Origin of the sequence: Micromonospora sp. NPDC049523, from assembly GCF_040676775.1 — a bacterium.
Lineage (GTDB): Bacteria > Actinomycetota > Actinomycetes > Mycobacteriales > Micromonosporaceae > Micromonospora_G.
On record NZ_JBFAPP010000021.1, the window covers coordinates 24143 to 42086 of the forward strand.

The following is a 17944-nucleotide window of genomic DNA, read 5'->3' on the forward strand; positions in this document are numbered from 1 at the left end:
ACCCAGCGTCCGTACGGGTCCTGGCTCGTTGGGACCTGGGACATCGCCGATCGGTGAGGGGGCGCCGTGCACATCTTCGGCATGGCCGTCCCGTGACCGGTGCCGGTGAAGAGGCCGGCCTGTTCCGCAACGCGGAGAGCTCACAACGGGCCACGTTCCTCGAACTCTTCTTCGACCTGGTCTTCGTCTTCGCGTTGACCCGGATCTCGCAGCGGCTGATCACCGATTTCAGCTCCGAACGGCGGATCCTGCTGTCCGAGGCCAGCCAGACCCTGCTGCTTTTCCTCGCCCTCTGGCTGATCTGGACGTTCACCTCGCTCATCACGAGCCGGCTGGACCCGGACCAGCCGGCAATCCAGCTCGTGGTGGTCGGCACGATGTTCGGCGCCATGGTGATGGCGGTCGCCGTGCCGAAGGGCTTCGACGAACGGGCGATCGTCTTCGCCGCGGCGTACGTCACGGTCCAGATCGGCCGTACGGCGTTCCTCTTCTTCGTGCACCGGACGCAGTGGAAGGTCGGGGTCCGGGTCTCCGTCTGGCTCGGGCTCAGCGCGGTGCCCTGGCTGCTCGGCGGGGTCGTCGACGACGTCGCCGTACGCGGGGTGCTCTGGACCGTCGCCATCCTGCTCGACTACGCCGGGGCGATCGCGGGCTGGCCCCTACCGGTGCTGGGCCGGGCACTCACCACCGAAACCCCGATCGCCGGTGAGCACCTGGCCGAGCGCTACCAGCAGTTCCTGCTGATCACCCTGGGCGAGTCGGTCCTGGTGATCGGCCTGACCTTCAGCGGGGCCAGCTTCGCCCTCGACCGGACCACCGCGTTCCTGGTGGCGTTCCTGACCACCGTGCTGCTCTGGCGGGTCTACTTCCACCAGGCCGGTCACCAGTTGCCGCTGGCGATCACCACCGCCCGCCAACCGGGCCGGTTCGGACGGTCGATGTCCTTCTCGCACCTGTTCATGATCGCCGGCATCGTGCTCACCGCGGTCGGCTACGAACTCTCCATCGCCCACCCGCTCGGGCACATCACGCCGGTCTGGCTCTACACGATCCTCGGCGGCCCCGCGCTCTTCCTCGCCGGCCGGTCCCAGTTCGAATACCAGGTGTTCGCCCGGGTGTCCTGGTCCCGGATCGGCGGACTGATCGTGCTGGCCCTGCTGGTGCCGGCGCTGCTGCACGTACCGCCGCTGGTGGTCAGCGGCGCCGCCGCGGCCGTACTGGCCGGGGTGGCGATCGCGGACGCGTTCCGGTCGCGGGGACGCACCGTTCCGGAAACCCCCACCCCGCCCACCTGACCGCCACGGGCGGCGTCAGCGCGGACCGGTACGGAACACACCCTCCGGGTCGTACCGGTTGCGGAGGTCGAGCACCCGCTCGCCGGTACCGCCCGGGTAGGCCCGGGCGAAACTGGCCGAGTCGGGCCGGCTTTCGAAGTTCACGTAGGCGCCGTCGACGTGCGGGGCGAGCGGACTCCACGCCGTGTCCAGCAGCGCACCCTGCTGGGCCGGGAAGGCGCTGGCGACGAAGAGTGCCTGCTGGTGCCGGTGGGCGTACGCGGTGGCGTCGGGCGGTACGTCGTTGACCGCACCGCCGACCGAGCGCAGTTGCAGCATCGACCGCGGCAGGCCGGCCGCCACCGCCATGATCGCCGCCGCGCTGTCGGCGGTCAGGGTGGGCAGCAGCCCGTTGGTGGTCACCACCGACTGCTGTCCGATGTTCGGATGCAGGTGCGCGGCGGAGACCAGGGCGGTGTACGGGGCAAGCTGTATCCGCTGGTCCAGCAGTCGTACGCCGATCCGCAGCAGCGGTGCGACGGCGGACCGGACCAGCGTGGTGTCGGAGCTGGCGACCACCGCCGTGACCACCGCGGCCGTGCCGGTGCCGTACGGCGCCGGTGTGACCACGGTGGTCAGTTCGCGCGGGGCCACCGCCAGGTACTCCGACCAGCGCCGGAGCGTATCGCCACGCTCGTCGGCCTCGAGGACGACCTGCGCGTACCCGATATCGCCGAGTTCCATCGCCTCGATCTCGAACGCCACCACGATGCCGAGCCCGGCGCCGGCGCCTCGGACCGCCCAGAACAGGTCCGGCTCGTGTGCGGCGTCGGCCCGTACGGTGGTGCCGTCCGCCAGCACCAGTTCGACCGCGCGCACGTGGTCGATGGTGAGGCCGTAGTGCCGGACCAGCCAGCCGACCCCGCCACCCGTGGTCAGCCCACCCACGCCGACGTTGCCGTGGTCGCCGGAGCTGATCGCCAGTCCGTACGGCGCGAGTGTCTGCGCGACCGTACCCCAGCGGGCACCGGCCTCGACCCGGACGAGCCGCGAGGTCCGGTCGAGCACCTCGACCCGGTTCATCGCGGAGAGGTCGACGACGATGCCGCCGTTGTTGGAGGAGTTGCCGGCGAGCCCGTGTCCCCCGCTGCGTACGGCCAGCGGCAGCCCCTGGTCACGGGCGAAGCGGAGGGCGGCGACCACCTCCGGCGTGCTCTCGGGGAGCAGCACGGCGGCGGGCCGGAACCGGGCGGTGTAGGTGGATCGGAGCGATTCGTACCGGGGGTCGTCGACCCGGACGATCTTCCCCAGCAGTTGCTCCGGTGCGGCACCGAGCCGGGCTCTCGCCGCCGGCCGTCGGGCGCCCACCGCGGATCGCTGTGCCCTCATCGCCGGCCGCCGGACGTGGCACCCTGCTCGCTGCGAGGTTCCGCGCCCCGCTCGCGGCGGAGTTCGGCGACCCGCTGGCGCACGCCGGGGACGACCTCGGCGGCGAAGATCTCCAGTTGGCGCCGGTGTGCGGTCGCCGGCCAGAAGACGAACGTGTCGAAACCGAGGTCGACGGTCCAGCTGGCAAGGGTGTCGATCCACAGCGCGGCCTCGCCGACCAGGCCGGGGCCGCCCGCGTACGGGCCGATCGCGCCGATCACGTTGTAGATCCGGCGTACCTCGGCGGGGTCACGGCCGGCCCGGCGGGCGGCGTCGTCGACCAGTCGCTGGCTGGACGGCACCTGGTCCGGCCGGACGTAGATGTTCAGCGGTGAGATCCAGCCGTCGCTGGAGCGGCCGGTGACCGCGAGCATCTTTGGCTTCTGGCTGCCGAGCCAGAGCGGGACCGGCGCGGGTGGCACCGGCCCGGCCCGGTAACCCTCGACGCTGTGCTGGTCGCTGACCAACCGTACGGTGTCGCCGGCCAGGGCTCGGCGCATGATCTGCAACGACTCCTCGGTGTAGCTGACCGTCTCGCCGCCGCCGCGCCGGACGCCGCCCATCGCGGCGATCCCGTCGGCGGTGGCACCACCGCCGACACCGAGGACGATCCGACCGTGGGTGAGCACGCTCAGCGACGCGGCGGCCTTCGCCAGCATGGTCGGTGGGCGCAGTTGGACGTCGGCGACGTCGGGGAAGAACGTGATCCGCTCGGTCTCGGCGGCCAGGTGGCTGATCAGCGTCCAGGTGTCGAGAAAACCGGGCTGGTACGGGTGGTCCTGGATCGCAAGGTAGTCGAGCCCACCTGCTTCGGCCGTCTTTGCAAGTTGTCGGGTTTCGCCGAGCTTGTCGACCGCCGGGTCGAGGCTCAGCCCGAAAGTGATCGGGTGTCCGTAATCGGTCATGACCCAAGCCTCGGCAGCGCGGCCCGGATTGGCAAACTCTGGATTAGTGACTTACCTTTGGTAAGTGACTGATGGACTGATCGACCTCGTGCCCCGGACCCACCTCGAAGGCATCGACGACGCCGCCTGCCGCAGCTTCCAGGGCTCGCTCGAACTGGTCGGCCGCCGCTGGACCGGGGCGATCCTGCTCGCCGGGCTGCGGGGCGCCCGCCGATTCGGCGAATACCGGGCGAGCGTCGGTGGCGGGATCTCCGACCGCCTGCTCGCCCAGCGGCTCAAGGAACTCGAACTCGAAGGACTGATCCGGCGTACGGTGATCCCGAGCACCCCGGTGCAGATCCGGTACGCCCTGTCCCCCGAGGGCGAGGAGCTGATGTCGGTACTCCAGCCCTTGATCGACTGGAGCCTCCGCCGCCTGGCCACCTAACCCGCCCGACCACCTGCTCCGTCCAGCACCCCTTTCGGCCGCACCGAAAACCCGTCGGGTTCTCGGCCCGGCCTTCCCGGTCACGTCCCGGGCGTCCCGCCCGTCCTGACGGGTGTGCGACCTACCAGGAGGACCAGTGCTGGAATCGATCCTGTCAGTCCGCGGCGGCTCCCGTCGGGACCGGCGACCATGACCGCGCGCGGGTGGCTCCGGGCGGGCCTGATCTTCCTCACCGTGGGCCAGGGCCTGGTCGGTGCCGCGCAACTGCTGCTGCCGAGGGCCTTCTACGACGACTTTCCCTGGCCGGGGCATCCTTGGGTGTCGTTGCTGCCGCCGTACAACGAACACCTGATGCGGGACGTCGGCGCGGGCACCCTCTCGTACGTCTTCCTGCTCGGCGTCGCGGCCGCGACCATGGAACGCCGGCTGGTACGCGCGGCCCTCGGCGCCAACCTGGTGTTCTCGGTGCCGCACCTGATCTTCCACGCCAACCACCTCGCCCACTTCCCGCCGGTCGACGCGGTCACCCAGACCGTCGCACTCGCCGCCGCGGTGGCCATCCCGATCGCCCTGCTGCTGCTCAGCGGCGCCCTGGCCCCGGCGAACCCCGCCGAGCCCGGCGAGCCGCCGCAACCGTCGAGGTGGCGCCTGCGCTGACGGTCGCGCCCACCGAGAGCCGTCATGCCCCCGCACCCGAACCGGGCACGGGGGCATGACCTGACGGACGTACGTCAGCGCGCCTGGGCGAGGACGTGCTGGGCGAGCAGCTCGCCGTGCTTGCCGGCGGAGGCGTGACCCGCCTCAAGCTGCTGCTTGGCCAGGTCCCGCAGCGGGGCCATCGCGGGGTTGGACTCCGCCAGGGTCAGCTCGACCTCGCTCACGTGCAGGTCCAGCCCGAGCAGGTCGCCGAAGATCCGGCGGTAGTAGGGCGTGGCGTGGTCCCAGCCCTCGCGCGGAGTTCCGGGGCCGTAGCCGCCGCCACGGGTGGTGACGAGTGCCGCCGGGCGTCCGGCCAGGGGCGGCGTCGCCACGCCCTGGATCCGGGGGTCGGTCAGCAGCAGGTCGATCCAGGACTTCACGTGCTGGGACACGCCGTAGTTGTAGAGCGGCACGGCGAGCAGGTACGCCTCGGCGTCGAACAGCTCGTCCACCAGCGACGTGACGAACGCCTTGGCCTGCGCCTGCGCCTCGCTGCGCTGCTCGACGGGGACGAACCCGGCCGAGACCGCCGCGGTCCAGACGTCCGCCGAGATGGGCGACGTGACCAGGTCACGCCGGACGATGCGGCCGTCCGGGTGGGTACGGCTCCACGCCTTCTCGGCCGTGTCGGCGACCGCGCGGCTCGTGGACTGCTCGCCGAGGATGCTCGAGTCGAGTCGGAACAAGCTCACTGCTACCTCCAGTAGATGTTCTGTGTTGACGATTAAATTAAGCACAGAACATCTCCCCATCTGCCAAGCTGTGATTTATATCATCTTCATCACAACACTATTGCGTGTCAGAACATCTTGTTAACAGATTATCTTCGCCGTGGGTACACTGGGCCCGTGCCCCACGATGCAGCTACCGCCCAGCGCGCTCCAGGGTCGGCCGACCGCAGCGAGCAGATCGCTGCCGAGCTGCTCAAGGACGACTTCGGCTGGACCCTCGGGGTGATCCTGCGGCGCTACCTGAGGGCCGTGGAGGAGATCGTCGACGACGTGCCCGGCGGTCCACGCGGTTACCAGGTCGTGGCGTCGGCGAGCCAGAACCTCGCCATGAACCAGGGCGCCCTGGCCGCGCAACTCGGCATCGACCGGACCGTACTCACGTACCTGATCGACGACCTGGAAGCCGCCGGACTCGTCTCCCGCCAGCCCGACCCGGCCGACCGACGCAGTCGCAGGGTGGTCGCCACCGAAGCCGGGCAGGCCCTCTGGCAGGACCGGCAGAACGCCTTCGCCAAGGCCGAGGCGGACATCCTTTCGGTCCTCGGCGGCGAACAGGAGAACTTCAAGGGCCTGCTCCAACAGGTGGCGATACACGCGGACCAGCTTGACCCGGTCAACAACGCCTGCCAGGTCGTGGAGGAGGTCAGCGAAGACCGTGGCCCGCGCCCGCGCCGGCACCCGCGTCGCTCCTGACCGACCAACGGCCACCGCAAGAAGACGTACGCCTACAGCAGGTCCTCCAGGCTGATCGGCAGCTTGCGGATCCGCCGCCCGGTCGCGTGGTGTACGGCGTTCGCGATCGCGGCGGCGGCACCGACGATGCCGATCTCGCCGACCCCCTTCACCCCGAGCGGGTTGACCACGGTGTCGGTGACCTCGATCGTCTCCACCACCACGTCCGGCGCGTCGGCGTTCACCGGGATCAGATAGTCACCGAGGCTCGGGTTCGCCCACCTGCCCGTACGCGGGTCCATCAGGGTGGCCTCCAGCAGTGCCTGGCTCATCCCCCAGAGCATGCCGCCCATCAACTGGCTGTGCGCGGTCTTACGGTTGAGCACCCGGCCGGGCGCGAAGACCCCCACCATCCGGCGTACCCGGACCAGGCCCAGGTCGGCGTCGACGGCGACCTCCGCGAACTGCGCCCCGAAGGTGTGCATGCCGTACGGCGTGGTCAGTGGCGGCGGGGTCCACACCCCCAGTGCCTCCACGTCGGGTGTCATGCCCCGGGCCAGCATCGCCGCGTACGTCTCGCCGACCTCGGCCCGGTCGTGCAGCCGCATCCGGCCGTCCTCGACCGTCACCGTCGCCGGGTCCGCCCCGTGCAGCGGTGACTGCTGGTCGGCGACGGCCCGCACGATGAGTTGGTTGCGCAGTTCGGTGGCGGCCAGGTGCACGGCGGCGCTGACCGCACCGGTGCCGGCGGAGCCGACCGCGGCGGTGATGTTCGGCAGGTCGCTGCTGCCGCCGACGAACCGGACCCGGTCCACGGGCAGGCCGAGACCGTCCGCGGCGACCTGCCGCATGGCGGTGGTGACGCCGGTGCCGAACTCGGACACCCCCGCCTCGACCACGGCGCTGCCGTCGGCGTAGAGCCGGGCGCGGGCCCGCTGCTGGTTCGGCGGCACAGCGTGCGGGTACGCCGCCCCGGCCATGCCCGTCCCGATCAGCCACTGCCCGTCGCGCCGGGTCCCCGGCGCCCGGTCCCGACCGTCCCAGCCGAAGAGTTCCGCGGCCCGCTGGTAACACTCCCGCAGGCCGCTGCTCGACCACGGGTTGCCGGTGCTCGGGTCGGTCTTGGCGAAGTTGCGCAGCCGCAGCTCGACCGGGTCGATGTCGACCAGCTCGGCCAGCTCGTCCATCGCGCATTCGAGGGCGAACATGCCGGAGGCCTCGCCGGGGGCGCGCATGAAGGTCGGGGTGATGGTGTTGCCCCGGGCGAGGCGGTAGACACCCTCGTAGTTCGCGCAGTCGTAGAAGATGCCGGGCGACTGGAGTGACGGCTCGGCCCAGTCGTCGAACGGTGAGGTGAGCGAGAGCTTGTGGTGGCGCAGCGCGGTGAGCCGGCCGTCGGCGCGGGCACCGATGGTGATCCGCTGCTCCTGTTCCTCCCGGTGGCCGCAGGAGTGGAACATCTGCTCCCGGTCGAGGGCGAGCCGCACCGGCCGTTGCACCTGGCGGGCGGCGAGCGCGGCCAGGGTGACGTGCGGCCAGATCATCGCCTTGGAGCCGAAGCTGCCGCCGACGTACTCGCTGATCACCTTGATCTGACCGGGGGCCAGGCCGAGCAGGTTGGACACGGTCATCTGGGTGGCGGTCGGCCCCTGGGTGCTGTCGTAGATGGTGAGCCGGTCGACGTCGTCCCAGACCACGGTGGTCGCCGACGGCTCGATCGGGTTGTGGTGGTTGGGCGAGATCCGGTACGTCTGGTCGATCCGGTGTTTCGCCTGGGCCAGTCCGGCTTCGACGTCGCCCCGGGAGTTCCGACCGGGCAGCATCCCGCCGAAGATCCGCTGCGGCTCGTACGCCTGGTCGCGTACCTGGTCGAGCACGGTGTGGGCGGGCAGCTCCGCGAAGTCGATCCGGAGCAGGCTGGCCGCGTGTTCGGCCCGCTCGATGGTGTCGGCGACGACGATCGCGATCGGCTGCCCGGCGTAGTGCACCACCTCGTCCTGCATCGGGAAGAAACTCTCCCCGGGTGCGGCGAGTCCCACCAGCGAGGGCAGCAGGCGCGGCTTGCCGGGGATCGGCGGCAGGTTGAAGTGGCTCAGTACGGCGATCAGCCCCTCGGCCCGTTCCGCCTTCCCGGTGTCGATCGCGATCACCCGGCCGCTGGGGATCCGGGCGCCGACCAGGACCGCGTGCACCAGTCCGGGGAGCACCAGTTCGGCGGTGTACCGGGCCGTGCCGCTGACCTTCGCCCGTCCCTCGACCCGGTCGAGGGCGAGGCCGATGGCGGGGCTCATGCCGTACCTCCGGTGGCCGTCGCGGTCTGCCAGTTGTCGGCGGTGACCGCCTGCAGGGCGCGCACGATGCAACGCCGGGCCAGCTCGATCTTGAACTCGTTCATCCCGTACGGGACCGCGGGCAGCAGTTCCTCCCGCGCGGCGGCGGTGAAGTTCTCGGTGGTGGGGGGTGCCCCGATCAGCATCCGCTCGGCCTGGCGGGCCCGCCACGGCTTGGTGGCGACACCGCCGAGCGCCAACCGGATCTCGCTGATCGCCCCGCCGTGCAGGTCGATCGCGACGGCGACCGAGACGAGCGCGAACTCGTACGACTCCCGGTCGCGGACCTTGAGGTAGAGCGACCTGGCGGCGGACTTCGTGGCCGGCACCTCGACCGACACGATCAACTCACCGTGGTCGAGCGGGTGCTCCCGTTCCGGGGTGTCGTCGGGCAGCAGGAAGAAGTCGTCGATCGGGATCGCCCGGCCACCGGAGCCGTTCTGGGTGTGCACCACCGCGTCCAGCGCGACCAGCGCCACGGCCAGGTCGGACGGATGGGTGGCGATGCAGCGTTCGCTGGTGCCGAGGATCGCGTGACCGCGGTTGATGCCGTGCAGCGCCGCGCACCCGCTGCCCGGTGCCCGCTTGTTGCAGCCGGCGGCGAGGTCGCGGAAGTAGCCGCAGCGGACCCGCTGCATCAGGTTGCCGCCGATCGAGGCCATGTTGCGCAGTTGCGGGGAGGCACCGAGCAGCAGCGCCTGGGAGATGACCGGGAACCCCTGCCGGACCACCTGCGCCTGGGCCACGTCGCTCATCCGGGCGACCGCGCCGATCCGCAACCCGCCGCCGTCGACCGACTCGACCTGGCGCAACGGCAGGTCGTTGATGTCGACCAGCCGGCCGGGCTGTTCGACGTAGATCCGCAGCAGGTCGACCTGGGTGGTGCCGCCGGCCAGAAAGGTGCTGTCCGGGTCGGCGCTGACCGCGCCGATGGCGGTGGCGACGTCCGGCACCCGGGAGTAGCTAACCGGCCGCATCGCTGCCCCCGGCGACGGTGGCGTCACGTACCTGGCGGATCGCGGCCCGGATGTGCGGGTACGCCGCACACCGGCACAGGTTGCCGCTCATCCATTCCTTGATCTGCGGGTCGTCCGGCTGGTGTCCCTCGGCGAGGAAGGCCACCGCCGACATGATCTGTCCCGGGGTGCAGTAGCCGCACTGGAAGGCGTCCCGTTCGATGAACGCGGTCTGCATCGGGTGCAGTTCGCCGTCCCCGGCGAGCCCCTCGATGGTGGTGATCTCCCGCATCTCGCAGGTGATCGCCAGGGTGAGGCAGGCCAGCACCCGGCGTTTGTCCACCCAGACCGTGCAGGCTCCGCAGGCGCCCTGGTTGCAGCCCTTCTTGGTGCCGGTCAGGTCGAGCCGGTCGCGCAGCGCGTCGAGCAGGCTCACCCGAGGTTCGATCGGGATCGTACGCGGCACGCCGTTGACCGAGAGCGTGATCATCACTTCCCCCGGGCCGCGTATCACCGCCGTGTCGGCGGTTCCCACCTCTCCGACGTACGACTTCACCGCACACCACCCCCGCTTCCGGTCCAGGGGGAGGGTATCCAGAAATCGCCGTGTATCGGACAAAAACCTCGAAGGCTACGGGCGCTGCACCGTGTCCAGGTTCCGGTGGAGGAAGTCTGCGCTGACCTCGGCTGCCCGGGAGACATACGGCTCGATGTCGTACAGGTCGATGTGCCGGGCGGTGTCCAGCCAGACGATCTCCTTCACTCCGGTCGCCTGCTCGTACAACCGGGTCGCGAGTTCCGGCCGACAGTAGTCGTCGACCCGCCCGTGCACCACCAGCAGCGGCGTCGCCCCGAGCAGCGACGCGGCGCCGAGCGCGTCGAAGGTCATCAGGGAGTGCAGCGATCCCCTGGTCACCCGGTTCTCCCAGAACGGCGAGGCGGAGCGGGCGGTGCCGTAGTACGCGTACGGCTCCGTACCGCCCATCGCCGCCTCGCCGCCGTCTGGCGCCACGGCGGGCAGGTACTCGTCGTACCGGTCCAGGAACGCGCCGAGCGCGGACCGGTACCCCCCGATGCCCATCTGCCGCGCGAACCAGTCCGGGCTGTTGTAGGCACCCGCGATGCCGACCACCGCCCGGAGCCGGGCGTCCACCGCCGCGGCGCGGACCGCGTACCCGCCTCCGAGACAGATCCCGACCACACCGAGCCGGGCCGGGTCCACCTCGTCCCGTGCCGCCAGTAACCCGACCGCCGCCCGCAGATCGGTCAGTTTCCCCTGGCTGTCCTCGTGCCCCCGGCGTCCGCCGCTCTCCCCGAAACCCCGGTGGTCGAATGCGAGGGTGCCGAACCCGGCCTGGGCGAGCCGGTCGGCGTAACCACCCGTGACCTGCTCCTTGACGCCGGTGAACGGGCCGGTGAGAACCACCGCCGGCACCGGTCGATCGGCAGCCGGGAATCGCAGGGCGCCGACCAGGTCGATGCCCTCACTGGTGAAACTGATCCGCTCGGTACGGATCTCGATCGGCTCGGACATCCCACTCCCCTGCCATCGGCTAGCGTTGATCTCGACGGTAGGTGCGTCCCGATCCACTGCCCAGAAGGCACTTTCCGGTGCCCATCCCCGCCCTGTCCGCCCCTCTCACCCGTCGCGCCCGCAGGAGGTAACGATGACCCTGGTGATCCCGGACGTGCTGATGGAGAGCTGCACCACGCGGCAGGCCCTGGAGCGACTCGGTGCCAAGTGGCGGGTGCTGGTGATCTACGGACTGCTCGCCGGGCCGCAGCGGCACGCCGAGCTCCGCCGCCGGCTGCCCGGCATCACCCAGAAGATGCTCACCGAGACGCTGCGTGGGATGGAGGCCGACGGGCTGGTGCGGCGACGGGTCCTCAAGGACACCGCACCCCAGCATGTCGAGTACGCCCTGACCGACCTGGGCCAGACGCTGCGGGAACCACTGGCCGCGATCTGCGCCTGGGCCACGGAACACAGCGGTGACCCGGCACCACGGACGCCGGACGGGGTCGGGCCCTGACCGGCCGGTGACCGCAGGGGTGCGGTTTACCGCAGCCGGGCGCTGGGGTTCCACGGCGCAGGAGGGCGGTCCGCCTCATGGTGACGCTCAGGATGGCCCCGTAACGTTTTCCCGGTGAATGGAACCTGGGAGTGGAACACCAGCTCGTTGCTCGCCGCCGATCCCTCGCCCGACTCGGGCGGCATCGTGGGCTTCGTGACCGGTCTGATGGAGAAACTCGGTGGTCCGGGTGCCGGTCTGGCGGTCGCCCTGGAGAACCTGTTTCCGCCGATCCCGAGCGAGGTGATCCTGCCGCTGGCCGGATTCACCGCCAGCCAGGGCAACCTGAGCCTGGCCAGCGCGATCATCTGGACCACCATCGGTTCGGTGGTCGGCGCGCTCGCCCTCTACTACGTGGGTGCGCTGCTCGGCCGGGACCGGGTACGCGCGATCGCCGCGAAACTGCCCCTGGTGAAGCTCGCCGACGTGGACCGTACCGAGGCGTGGTTCCTCCGGCACGGGGTGCAGGCGGTCTTCTTCGGCCGGATGATCCCGGTCTTCCGCAGCCTCATCTCCATCCCCGCCGGGGTGGAACGGATGCGGGTCACCACGTTCCTGCTCTACACCGCGCTGGGCAGCCTGATCTGGAACACCGTCTTCGTGATGGCGGGTTACCTGCTCGGCGAGAACTGGCACGTGGTGGAGGGCTATGTCGGCATCCTCCAGAACGTCGTGATCGTGGTCTGCGTACTTGCGGTGGGCTGGTTCGTCACCACCCGGCTGCTCCGGGCCCGGCGCGCCCGACTCTCCCCGAACCAGGCGGACGAGGCGGACGTGCCGCAGGCCCAGCCGGTGCCGGACGCGTACGCCGGTTACCCGGCACCGGACGCCTACCAGGGGCAGGCCGATCCGGTCGCCCGTGCCCGTGCCGCCCGGGGCACCCTCTACGGCACCCCGCGCCGACCGACCGACCAGCAGTGGTGAGGCGCCACCGACCACCACACCAGTAGACAGTGGACGAAGACGGACGCCGTACGAGCCCCCCGGCCCCGTACGGCGTCCGTCTTCCCCCGTCGACGCCGGTCAGACTCCGATCGGTTGGCGTACCCGGTCGTCCTCGTCGTGCGCCTCGCCGTGGGAGAGCGTGGGCAGCCAGCCGAGCCAGCCCGGCAGGTACCAGTTCCGTTCGCGCAGCAGCACCATCACCGACGGCAGCAGCACGGCCCGGACGATGGTCGCGTCGATCAGGACCGCGACGGCCAGGCCGAAGCCGAGTTCCTTCATCGAGACCAGCGAGCCGGTGGTGAACAGCCCGAACACCGCGACCATGACCAGGGCGGCGCTGGTGATGGTGCCGGCGGTGCCGCGGATGCCCCGGGAGACCGCGAGTTTGGTCGGCCAGCCCCGGTCGTGCCCCTCGCGGATCCGGCTCAGTACGAAGACGTGGTAGTCCATCGAGAGCCCGAACAGGATCACGAAGAGGAACAGCGGCACCCAGTTGGTGACCGCACCCGCCGACTCGAAGTTCAGCACCTGCTCGCCCCAGCCGTGCTGGAAGACCAGCACCAGCAGGCCGTACGCGGCGGCGACGGAGAGCAGGTTGAGCACGATCGCGGTGAGCGCCACCACCAGCGATCGGAACGAGACGAGCAGCAGCAGGAACGCCAGGCCGAGGACGAACGCGAACACCAGTGGGGCGCTGCGCCCCATCGCGTCGTTGTAGTCGACGGAGTCGGCGGCCCGTCCGGTCAGCAGCGCCTCGGCACCGTCGACACCCTTGACGGTGCGCGGGATCACGTCTTCGCGCAGGGTGCGTACGGCCTGTTCGGAGGTGGTGTCGATGCCGGTGCCGGACAGTCCGGCGCTGACCACGGCGAGCGTCCGGTCGGGGTTGACCTCGACCGTCATCGGTTCGTGCAGCGCACCGGCGGCCAGTGCCTCGGTCTTGAACCGGTCGATGGCGGCGGTGACCGCCGGGGTGGTCACGTCGTCGGCCCGGATGGCGACCACGGCCGGGTCGCCGCCGCCGGGGAAGGCGGCCTCGACCCGCAGGAACGTGGCCAGTGCCGGGGCAGAGCTCTTCAGCGCGGTGATGTCCTCCTCGGCGGTGCGCATGCCCAGTGCCGGCACGGCGAGCCCGAGCAGCGCGGTCGTGGCCAGGACCGCGGAGAGTCCGGGTCGGCGCAGCACCGCGTTGAGGAAGCGGGCCCAGCCCCGCCCGTTCGTGTCCCGCCGGTAGAGCCCCGGCACCCGGCCGAGGTCGATCCGGTCGCCGAGCTTCGACAGCACGGCCGGCAGCACGGTGAGCGAGCCGAGGGCGGCGATCGCGACCACCAGGATGGTGCCGGTGGCGAGGCTGGCGAAGACGGTGTCGCGGGTCAGGAACATGCCCGAGGTGGCCACGATGACGGTCAGCGCGGAGATCAGCACGGCTCGGCCGGAGGTGGCCGCCGCGATGGCCAGGGCCCGTTCCGGGTCGGCGCCCTTCGCCCGTTCCTCCCGTTCCCGGCGCAGGTAGAACAGGCAGTAGTCGACGCCGACCGCGAGACCCATCAGCAGCATCAGGTGCATCGTGGTGTCGACCGCGGGCACCAGCCGGCTGGCCGCGGCGAGCAGGCCGAGCGACGCCAGGAACGCGGTCAGGGCCAGGCCCATCGGGAGTACGGCGGCCAGCAGCGCGCCGAACGCCACGATCAGGATGCCGAGCGTCACCGGGATGGAGAGCAGGGAGAGCCGGTGCATGTCCCCGGCCAGGATGTCGTTGATCGACTGGTCCAGGCTGGCGTCTCCGGTCTGTGCCACCATCAGGTCCGGGTGTTCCCGTTGCACGACCGCGACGGCGTCTCGTACGGCACCGACCCGGTCGGCGGCGGTGTCCGAGGGCCCGGACAGGTCGAACGTGACCAGGGCCGAGTGCCGGTCGGCCGAGATCGCGTCGGCGCGTACGTTCTCCACCCGACCGGTGCCCTCGACGGCGGCCACGGTGGCGGTGACGGCGTCGGTGAAGGCGGGTGCGTCGGCGAGCTGCGAGTCGCTGTGGATCAGCACCATCTCGCCGGCCCGGTCGGGGAAACCGGCGTCGGCGATCAGTTCGGTGGCTCGGCCCGATTCGCCGTGTCCGTACGAGCTGTCGGCGGCCTGCACGGTGCCGAGCGCGGCGCTGAGCGCGGTCGCGACGACCACGAACAGCAGCCAGCCGACGATGGCGCTGGTGCGGTGCCGGGCACTCCAGCCGGCGATCCGCGCGGCGAGGTTGCCGGGCCGCTGGTGGCGCGGTCGGGCGTACGGGTCCGGCCGGGGTGTCGGCGGCGGGAGAACGGTCGTCGTCGTCATGCTTCGACGCTATGAGCTGGACGGGTACGGATCGATCCGGCTCACACCCCGGTTGCCGGTAGGGCTGTCCGGGCCACCGGGGTAGGGCAGACCCGACCGTACGGCGACCGATCCGCCGCCGGCATCCACGAACGTTCTGCGGCGAACAGATCTTGCTCCCGTACCCGAGCGGCGGGATGAGGTAGTTTCGGGCACTCATCCCGCTTCAAGTACCTAAGGTGAAATTACCCATCATTGACCGCTACATCCGGATGACAGCGCCCGAAGGGAGACCCATGCCGACCCTCGGGCCCACGGGTCCCCGCCGGAGGATCACCGCCGCGGTCCGGGCAGCACTGGCGCTGACCTTGATCTTCGCGACATCGGTCGTGATCGTCCTGGTCAGGTCACCGATGGCGAGCGCGCTCACGGTGCCGGTGCCGCTCGGTACGGCCGCCGACTTTGCCGTGCTCGGCGGCACGACGGTCACGAACACCGGGCTCTCGGTGCTCGACGGCGACCTCGGCGTGAGTCCGGGCGCCACGGTGAGCGGTTTCCCTCCGGGCGTGGTCAACGGGGACATCCACCAGGATGACGCCGCCGCCATCCAGGCCCAGATCGACCTGACCGCCGCGTACAACGACGCCGCAGGGCGTACGACCACCGACACCGTGGCGGAGGATCTCGGCGGAACCACCCTGCCCACCGGCGTGTACGAATCCGTCTCGGGTGCGTTCGAGCTCTCCGGAGCGCTGACCCTCGACGCCGAGGGTGACCCGAACGCCGTCTTCATCTTCAAGGCCGCCTCCACCCTCACGACCACCACGTCAAGCACGGTCACGCTGGCCAACGGCGCGCAGTCCTGCAACGTCTTCTGGCAGATCGGCAGCTCCGCGACGCTCGGCACCGACTCCACGCTGCGCGGTGACATCCTCGCGTCCGCCTCGATCAGCAGCGCCGGAGGCGCGGACGTCGACGGCCGCGCGCTTGCCATCAACGGCCAGGTCAGCCTGGACACCACGGCGATCACCGCGTCGACCTGCGCCGTACCGGGCGAGTTGTCGATCACCGCGCCGGCATCGGTGGACCTGGGCAGCGCCAGCCCCGAGGGAACCCTGTCGGGCAACCTGGGCCCGGTGACGGTGACGGACGAGCGCCTGCTGTCGGCGCCGTCGTGGGTGGCGACGGTCGTCGCGGCGGACCTCACCAACACCGACGTCCCAGGCGCCACGATCTCCAACGAGCACATCTCCTACTGGTCCGGAATCGCCGACACCACGGGCGCGGGAACCTTCACCTCGGGCCAACCCACGGCGGACGACGCCGAGATCCTCGACGAAGAACGCATCGCCTACACCCTCACGGACGGCGTCGGCGACAACACCGCGACCTGGGACCCCTTCGTCACCATCGAGGTACCCCTGTCCGCCGTCGCCGGTTCCTACACCGGCACCATCACGTTCTCCGTCGCCTGATCCCGCCGGGAGCCGCCCGGACGCGTTACGCGCCGGAGGTCAGCACGGTGTTCCGCGTAGATTCCTCGGCATGCGCGTACTGTTTGCCAGCCTTGCCTCGGTGGGACACACCTATCCGCTGATCCCGCTCGCGATCGCCGCACGCGACGCCGGGTACGAGGTCCACTTCGCCGCCGGTGAGGACGTGCACGCGCCACTGGCGGCGAACGGCCTGCGACCGTTCCGCCCCGCGGACTCGTTCTACGAGATCTACGCCGAGGACCTGGAACCCGAACTGGCACGGCTGAAGCCCGACCTCGTCGTACACGAATGGGGTCTGCCCGGCGCGGCCGTCGCCGCCGCGCGGGCCGGAATCCCCGGCATCTGGCACGGTTTCGGGCGCATGATCCCCGAGGGCATCGGTTTCGACCTGCCCACGCGCAACACCGAGGCACCCGGACGCCCGCACGTCGACATCTGCCCACCCTCCCTACAGGACAAGCATTTCGTCGCCACCGAGGAACGCCTCGTGCTGCGTCCCGTCCCGTACTCTGCGCCGGCTGCCCTGCCTGCGGGGACCAGCCCGCGCGGGTCGAAGCCGCTGATCTACCTGACGCTCGGCACCGCGTTCGGCACCGCCGAGCTGCTCGGCACGGCCATCGAGGGCCTGGCGACACTCGACGCGCGCGTGGTGGTCGCCGCCGGCCGGGTACGTCCCGAGCAGCTCGGCGACCTGCCGGGCAACGTCACCGTGCAGACCTGGTCACCGCAGGCGGACCTCTTGCCGTACGTCGACGTGGTGGTGCACCACGGCGGCAGCGGCACGACCCTCGGCGCGCTCGGCGTCGGCGCCCCGCAGTTGTTCCTGCCCCAGGGGGCCGACCAGTTCGCCAACGCCGACGCGGTCAGCGCGGCCGGCGCCGGGCTGTGCCTGCTCCCCGACGAGGTGAGCGCGGAAGCCGTCGCCGAACACGTACGGGAGCTGCTGCCACGCCATGGACACACCGGCCACCACGAGGCGGCCCGTACGATCGCCGAGGAGATTGCCAGGATGCCCTCCCCGGACGAGGTCGCCCGCCAGCTTCCGGACTACGCCAAACGCGCATGAATCCCCGACTCGGAACGCCGCGGTTCCGGCTCGCCACCTCGGACGACGCCGAACAGATCGCGGAGCTGCACGCCGACAGTTGGCGCCGGCACTACCGGGGCGCCTACGCCGACTCGTACCTCGACGGCGATGTGGTGGGCGACCGCCGCGCGGTCTGGTCGGCACGCCTCGCCGCACCGACCAACAGCACGACCGTCCTCGCCGAGCACGAGCACCGGCTGGTCGGCTTCGTCCACGTCATCTTCGACCATGATCCGACGTGGGGCAGCCTCGTCGACAACCTGCACGTCGTGCACGACCACCGCGGTACGGGCGTCGGCACCGACCTTCTCGGCCGAGCGGCCCGAGCCGTCGCCGACCGGGCAACCGGAACCGCGATCTACCTCTGGGTCTTACAACAGAACACCGCCGCCCGGCAGTTCTACCTTGCACGCGGAGCGACATGCGTGCAGACGGCGACGGTGGAGCCGCCCGGCGGTGACCCGACCCGCCTCAACGGCAACCCGCACAAGCTCCGCATGACCTGGCCGGATGCCGCGTCCCTGACCGCCGCACCACCCCGCCCGTCCCTCTGACGTCTCAGAGCGGGGCGCCGCCGAACGCCGAGGTGTAGTCACGGACAGGGATGCCTGCGAA

17 protein-coding genes are annotated in these 17944 nt (G+C 70.7%); 9 read left to right on the top strand and 8 right to left on the bottom strand.

Annotated elements, in window-relative coordinates:
• Positions 1 to 92 precede the first annotated feature (92 nt).
• Positions 93 to 1295 (top strand): low temperature requirement protein A, encoded by a 1203-nt coding sequence (locus AB0J90_RS27455; RefSeq protein ID WP_363600617.1) that lies wholly within the window; start codon positions 93 to 95, stop codon positions 1293 to 1295.
• Between the two features lie 15 nt (positions 1296 to 1310).
• On the opposite strand, the gene AB0J90_RS27460 is transcribed toward AB0J90_RS27455, so the two are convergent.
• Both AB0J90_RS27460 and AB0J90_RS27465 read right to left on the bottom strand, forming a co-directional pair.
• On the bottom strand, positions 1311 to 2642 hold the full coding sequence (locus tag AB0J90_RS27460; protein WP_363600619.1) for an FAD-binding protein: 1332 nt from the start codon (positions 2640 to 2642) through the stop codon (positions 1311 to 1313).
• A gap of 17 nt (positions 2643 to 2659) precedes the next feature.
• Positions 2660 to 3607 carry an LLM class flavin-dependent oxidoreductase gene (locus AB0J90_RS27465; protein ID WP_363600621.1) on the bottom strand — a complete coding sequence of 316 codons (948 nt, stop codon included), beginning with the start codon at positions 3605 to 3607 and terminating at the stop codon, positions 2660 to 2662.
• A 64-nt stretch (positions 3608 to 3671) separates the two neighbouring features.
• On the opposite strand from AB0J90_RS27465, the gene AB0J90_RS27470 reads away from it, so the two are divergent.
• Both AB0J90_RS27470 and AB0J90_RS27475 read left to right on the top strand, forming a co-directional pair.
• Complete coding sequence (locus AB0J90_RS27470) at positions 3672 to 4034, top strand: helix-turn-helix domain-containing protein (RefSeq protein WP_363600623.1); 363 nt, start codon at positions 3672 to 3674, stop codon at positions 4032 to 4034.
• 189 nt (positions 4035 to 4223) lie between these two features.
• On the top strand, positions 4224 to 4691 hold the full coding sequence (locus tag AB0J90_RS27475) for a hypothetical protein (protein WP_363600625.1): 468 nt from the start codon (positions 4224 to 4226) through the stop codon (positions 4689 to 4691).
• A 74-nt stretch (positions 4692 to 4765) separates the two neighbouring features.
• Here AB0J90_RS27475 and AB0J90_RS27480 read toward each other — a convergent pair whose 3' ends face one another.
• The gene (locus AB0J90_RS27480) at positions 4766 to 5425 is read right to left on the bottom strand and encodes an NAD(P)H-dependent oxidoreductase (RefSeq protein WP_363600626.1); all 660 of its coding nucleotides are present in this window, start codon (positions 5423 to 5425) and stop codon (positions 4766 to 4768) included.
• Between the two features lie 156 nt (positions 5426 to 5581).
• Between AB0J90_RS27480 and AB0J90_RS27485 the strand changes: the two genes are divergently transcribed.
• The gene (locus tag AB0J90_RS27485; protein WP_363600628.1) at positions 5582 to 6157 is read left to right on the top strand and encodes a MarR family transcriptional regulator; all 576 of its coding nucleotides are present in this window, start codon (positions 5582 to 5584) and stop codon (positions 6155 to 6157) included.
• A gap of 32 nt (positions 6158 to 6189) precedes the next feature.
• On the opposite strand, the gene AB0J90_RS27490 is transcribed toward AB0J90_RS27485, so the two are convergent.
• The 4 genes from AB0J90_RS27490 to AB0J90_RS27505 form a co-directional block, all read right to left on the bottom strand.
• Complete coding sequence (locus AB0J90_RS27490) at positions 6190 to 8427, bottom strand: xanthine dehydrogenase family protein molybdopterin-binding subunit (protein WP_363600630.1); 2238 nt, start codon at positions 8425 to 8427, stop codon at positions 6190 to 6192.
• Positions 8424 to 9443: a xanthine dehydrogenase family protein subunit M gene (locus tag AB0J90_RS27495; protein ID WP_363600632.1), complete on the bottom strand. Its 1020-nt coding sequence runs from the start codon at positions 9441 to 9443 to the stop codon at positions 8424 to 8426. The genes AB0J90_RS27490 and AB0J90_RS27495 overlap by 4 nt, the downstream gene beginning before the upstream one ends.
• Positions 9430 to 9912 carry a (2Fe-2S)-binding protein gene (locus tag AB0J90_RS27500; RefSeq protein WP_363600634.1) on the bottom strand — a complete coding sequence of 161 codons (483 nt, stop codon included), beginning with the start codon at positions 9910 to 9912 and terminating at the stop codon, positions 9430 to 9432. Before AB0J90_RS27500 ends, AB0J90_RS27495 begins: the two co-directional genes overlap by 14 nt.
• A gap of 141 nt (positions 9913 to 10053) precedes the next feature.
• Positions 10054 to 10956: an alpha/beta hydrolase gene (locus AB0J90_RS27505; RefSeq protein ID WP_363600636.1), complete on the bottom strand. Its 903-nt coding sequence runs from the start codon at positions 10954 to 10956 to the stop codon at positions 10054 to 10056.
• Positions 10957 to 11089: 133 nt separating this feature from the next.
• Between AB0J90_RS27505 and AB0J90_RS27510 the strand changes: the two genes are divergently transcribed.
• A complete protein-coding gene (locus AB0J90_RS27510) occupies positions 11090 to 11455 on the top strand; it encodes a helix-turn-helix domain-containing protein (RefSeq protein WP_363600638.1) in 366 nt (121 codons plus the stop codon).
• Positions 11456 to 11602: 147 nt separating this feature from the next.
• On the top strand, positions 11603 to 12418 hold the full coding sequence (locus tag AB0J90_RS27515; protein WP_363600813.1) for a DedA family protein: 816 nt from the start codon (positions 11603 to 11605) through the stop codon (positions 12416 to 12418).
• Between the two features lie 99 nt (positions 12419 to 12517).
• Here the strand turns inward: AB0J90_RS27515 and AB0J90_RS27520 are convergent, their stop codons facing one another.
• Positions 12518 to 14767 (bottom strand): MMPL family transporter, encoded by a 2250-nt coding sequence (locus AB0J90_RS27520; RefSeq protein WP_363600640.1) that lies wholly within the window; start codon positions 14765 to 14767, stop codon positions 12518 to 12520.
• Between the two features lie 275 nt (positions 14768 to 15042).
• On the opposite strand from AB0J90_RS27520, the gene AB0J90_RS27525 reads away from it, so the two are divergent.
• The 3 genes from AB0J90_RS27525 to AB0J90_RS27535 all read left to right on the top strand — a co-directional run bounded on the left by AB0J90_RS27525 (position 15043) and on the right by AB0J90_RS27535 (position 17883).
• Positions 15043 to 16221 carry an ice-binding family protein gene (locus AB0J90_RS27525; protein ID WP_363600642.1) on the top strand — a complete coding sequence of 393 codons (1179 nt, stop codon included), beginning with the start codon at positions 15043 to 15045 and terminating at the stop codon, positions 16219 to 16221.
• Positions 16222 to 16291: 70 nt separating this feature from the next.
• On the top strand, positions 16292 to 17308 hold the full coding sequence (locus AB0J90_RS27530) for a glycosyltransferase (protein ID WP_363600644.1): 1017 nt from the start codon (positions 16292 to 16294) through the stop codon (positions 17306 to 17308).
• Positions 17305 to 17883 carry a GNAT family N-acetyltransferase gene (locus AB0J90_RS27535; protein ID WP_363600646.1) on the top strand — a complete coding sequence of 193 codons (579 nt, stop codon included), beginning with the start codon at positions 17305 to 17307 and terminating at the stop codon, positions 17881 to 17883. The genes AB0J90_RS27530 and AB0J90_RS27535 overlap by 4 nt, the downstream gene beginning before the upstream one ends.
• The last annotated feature ends 61 nt before the right edge of the window (positions 17884 to 17944 follow it).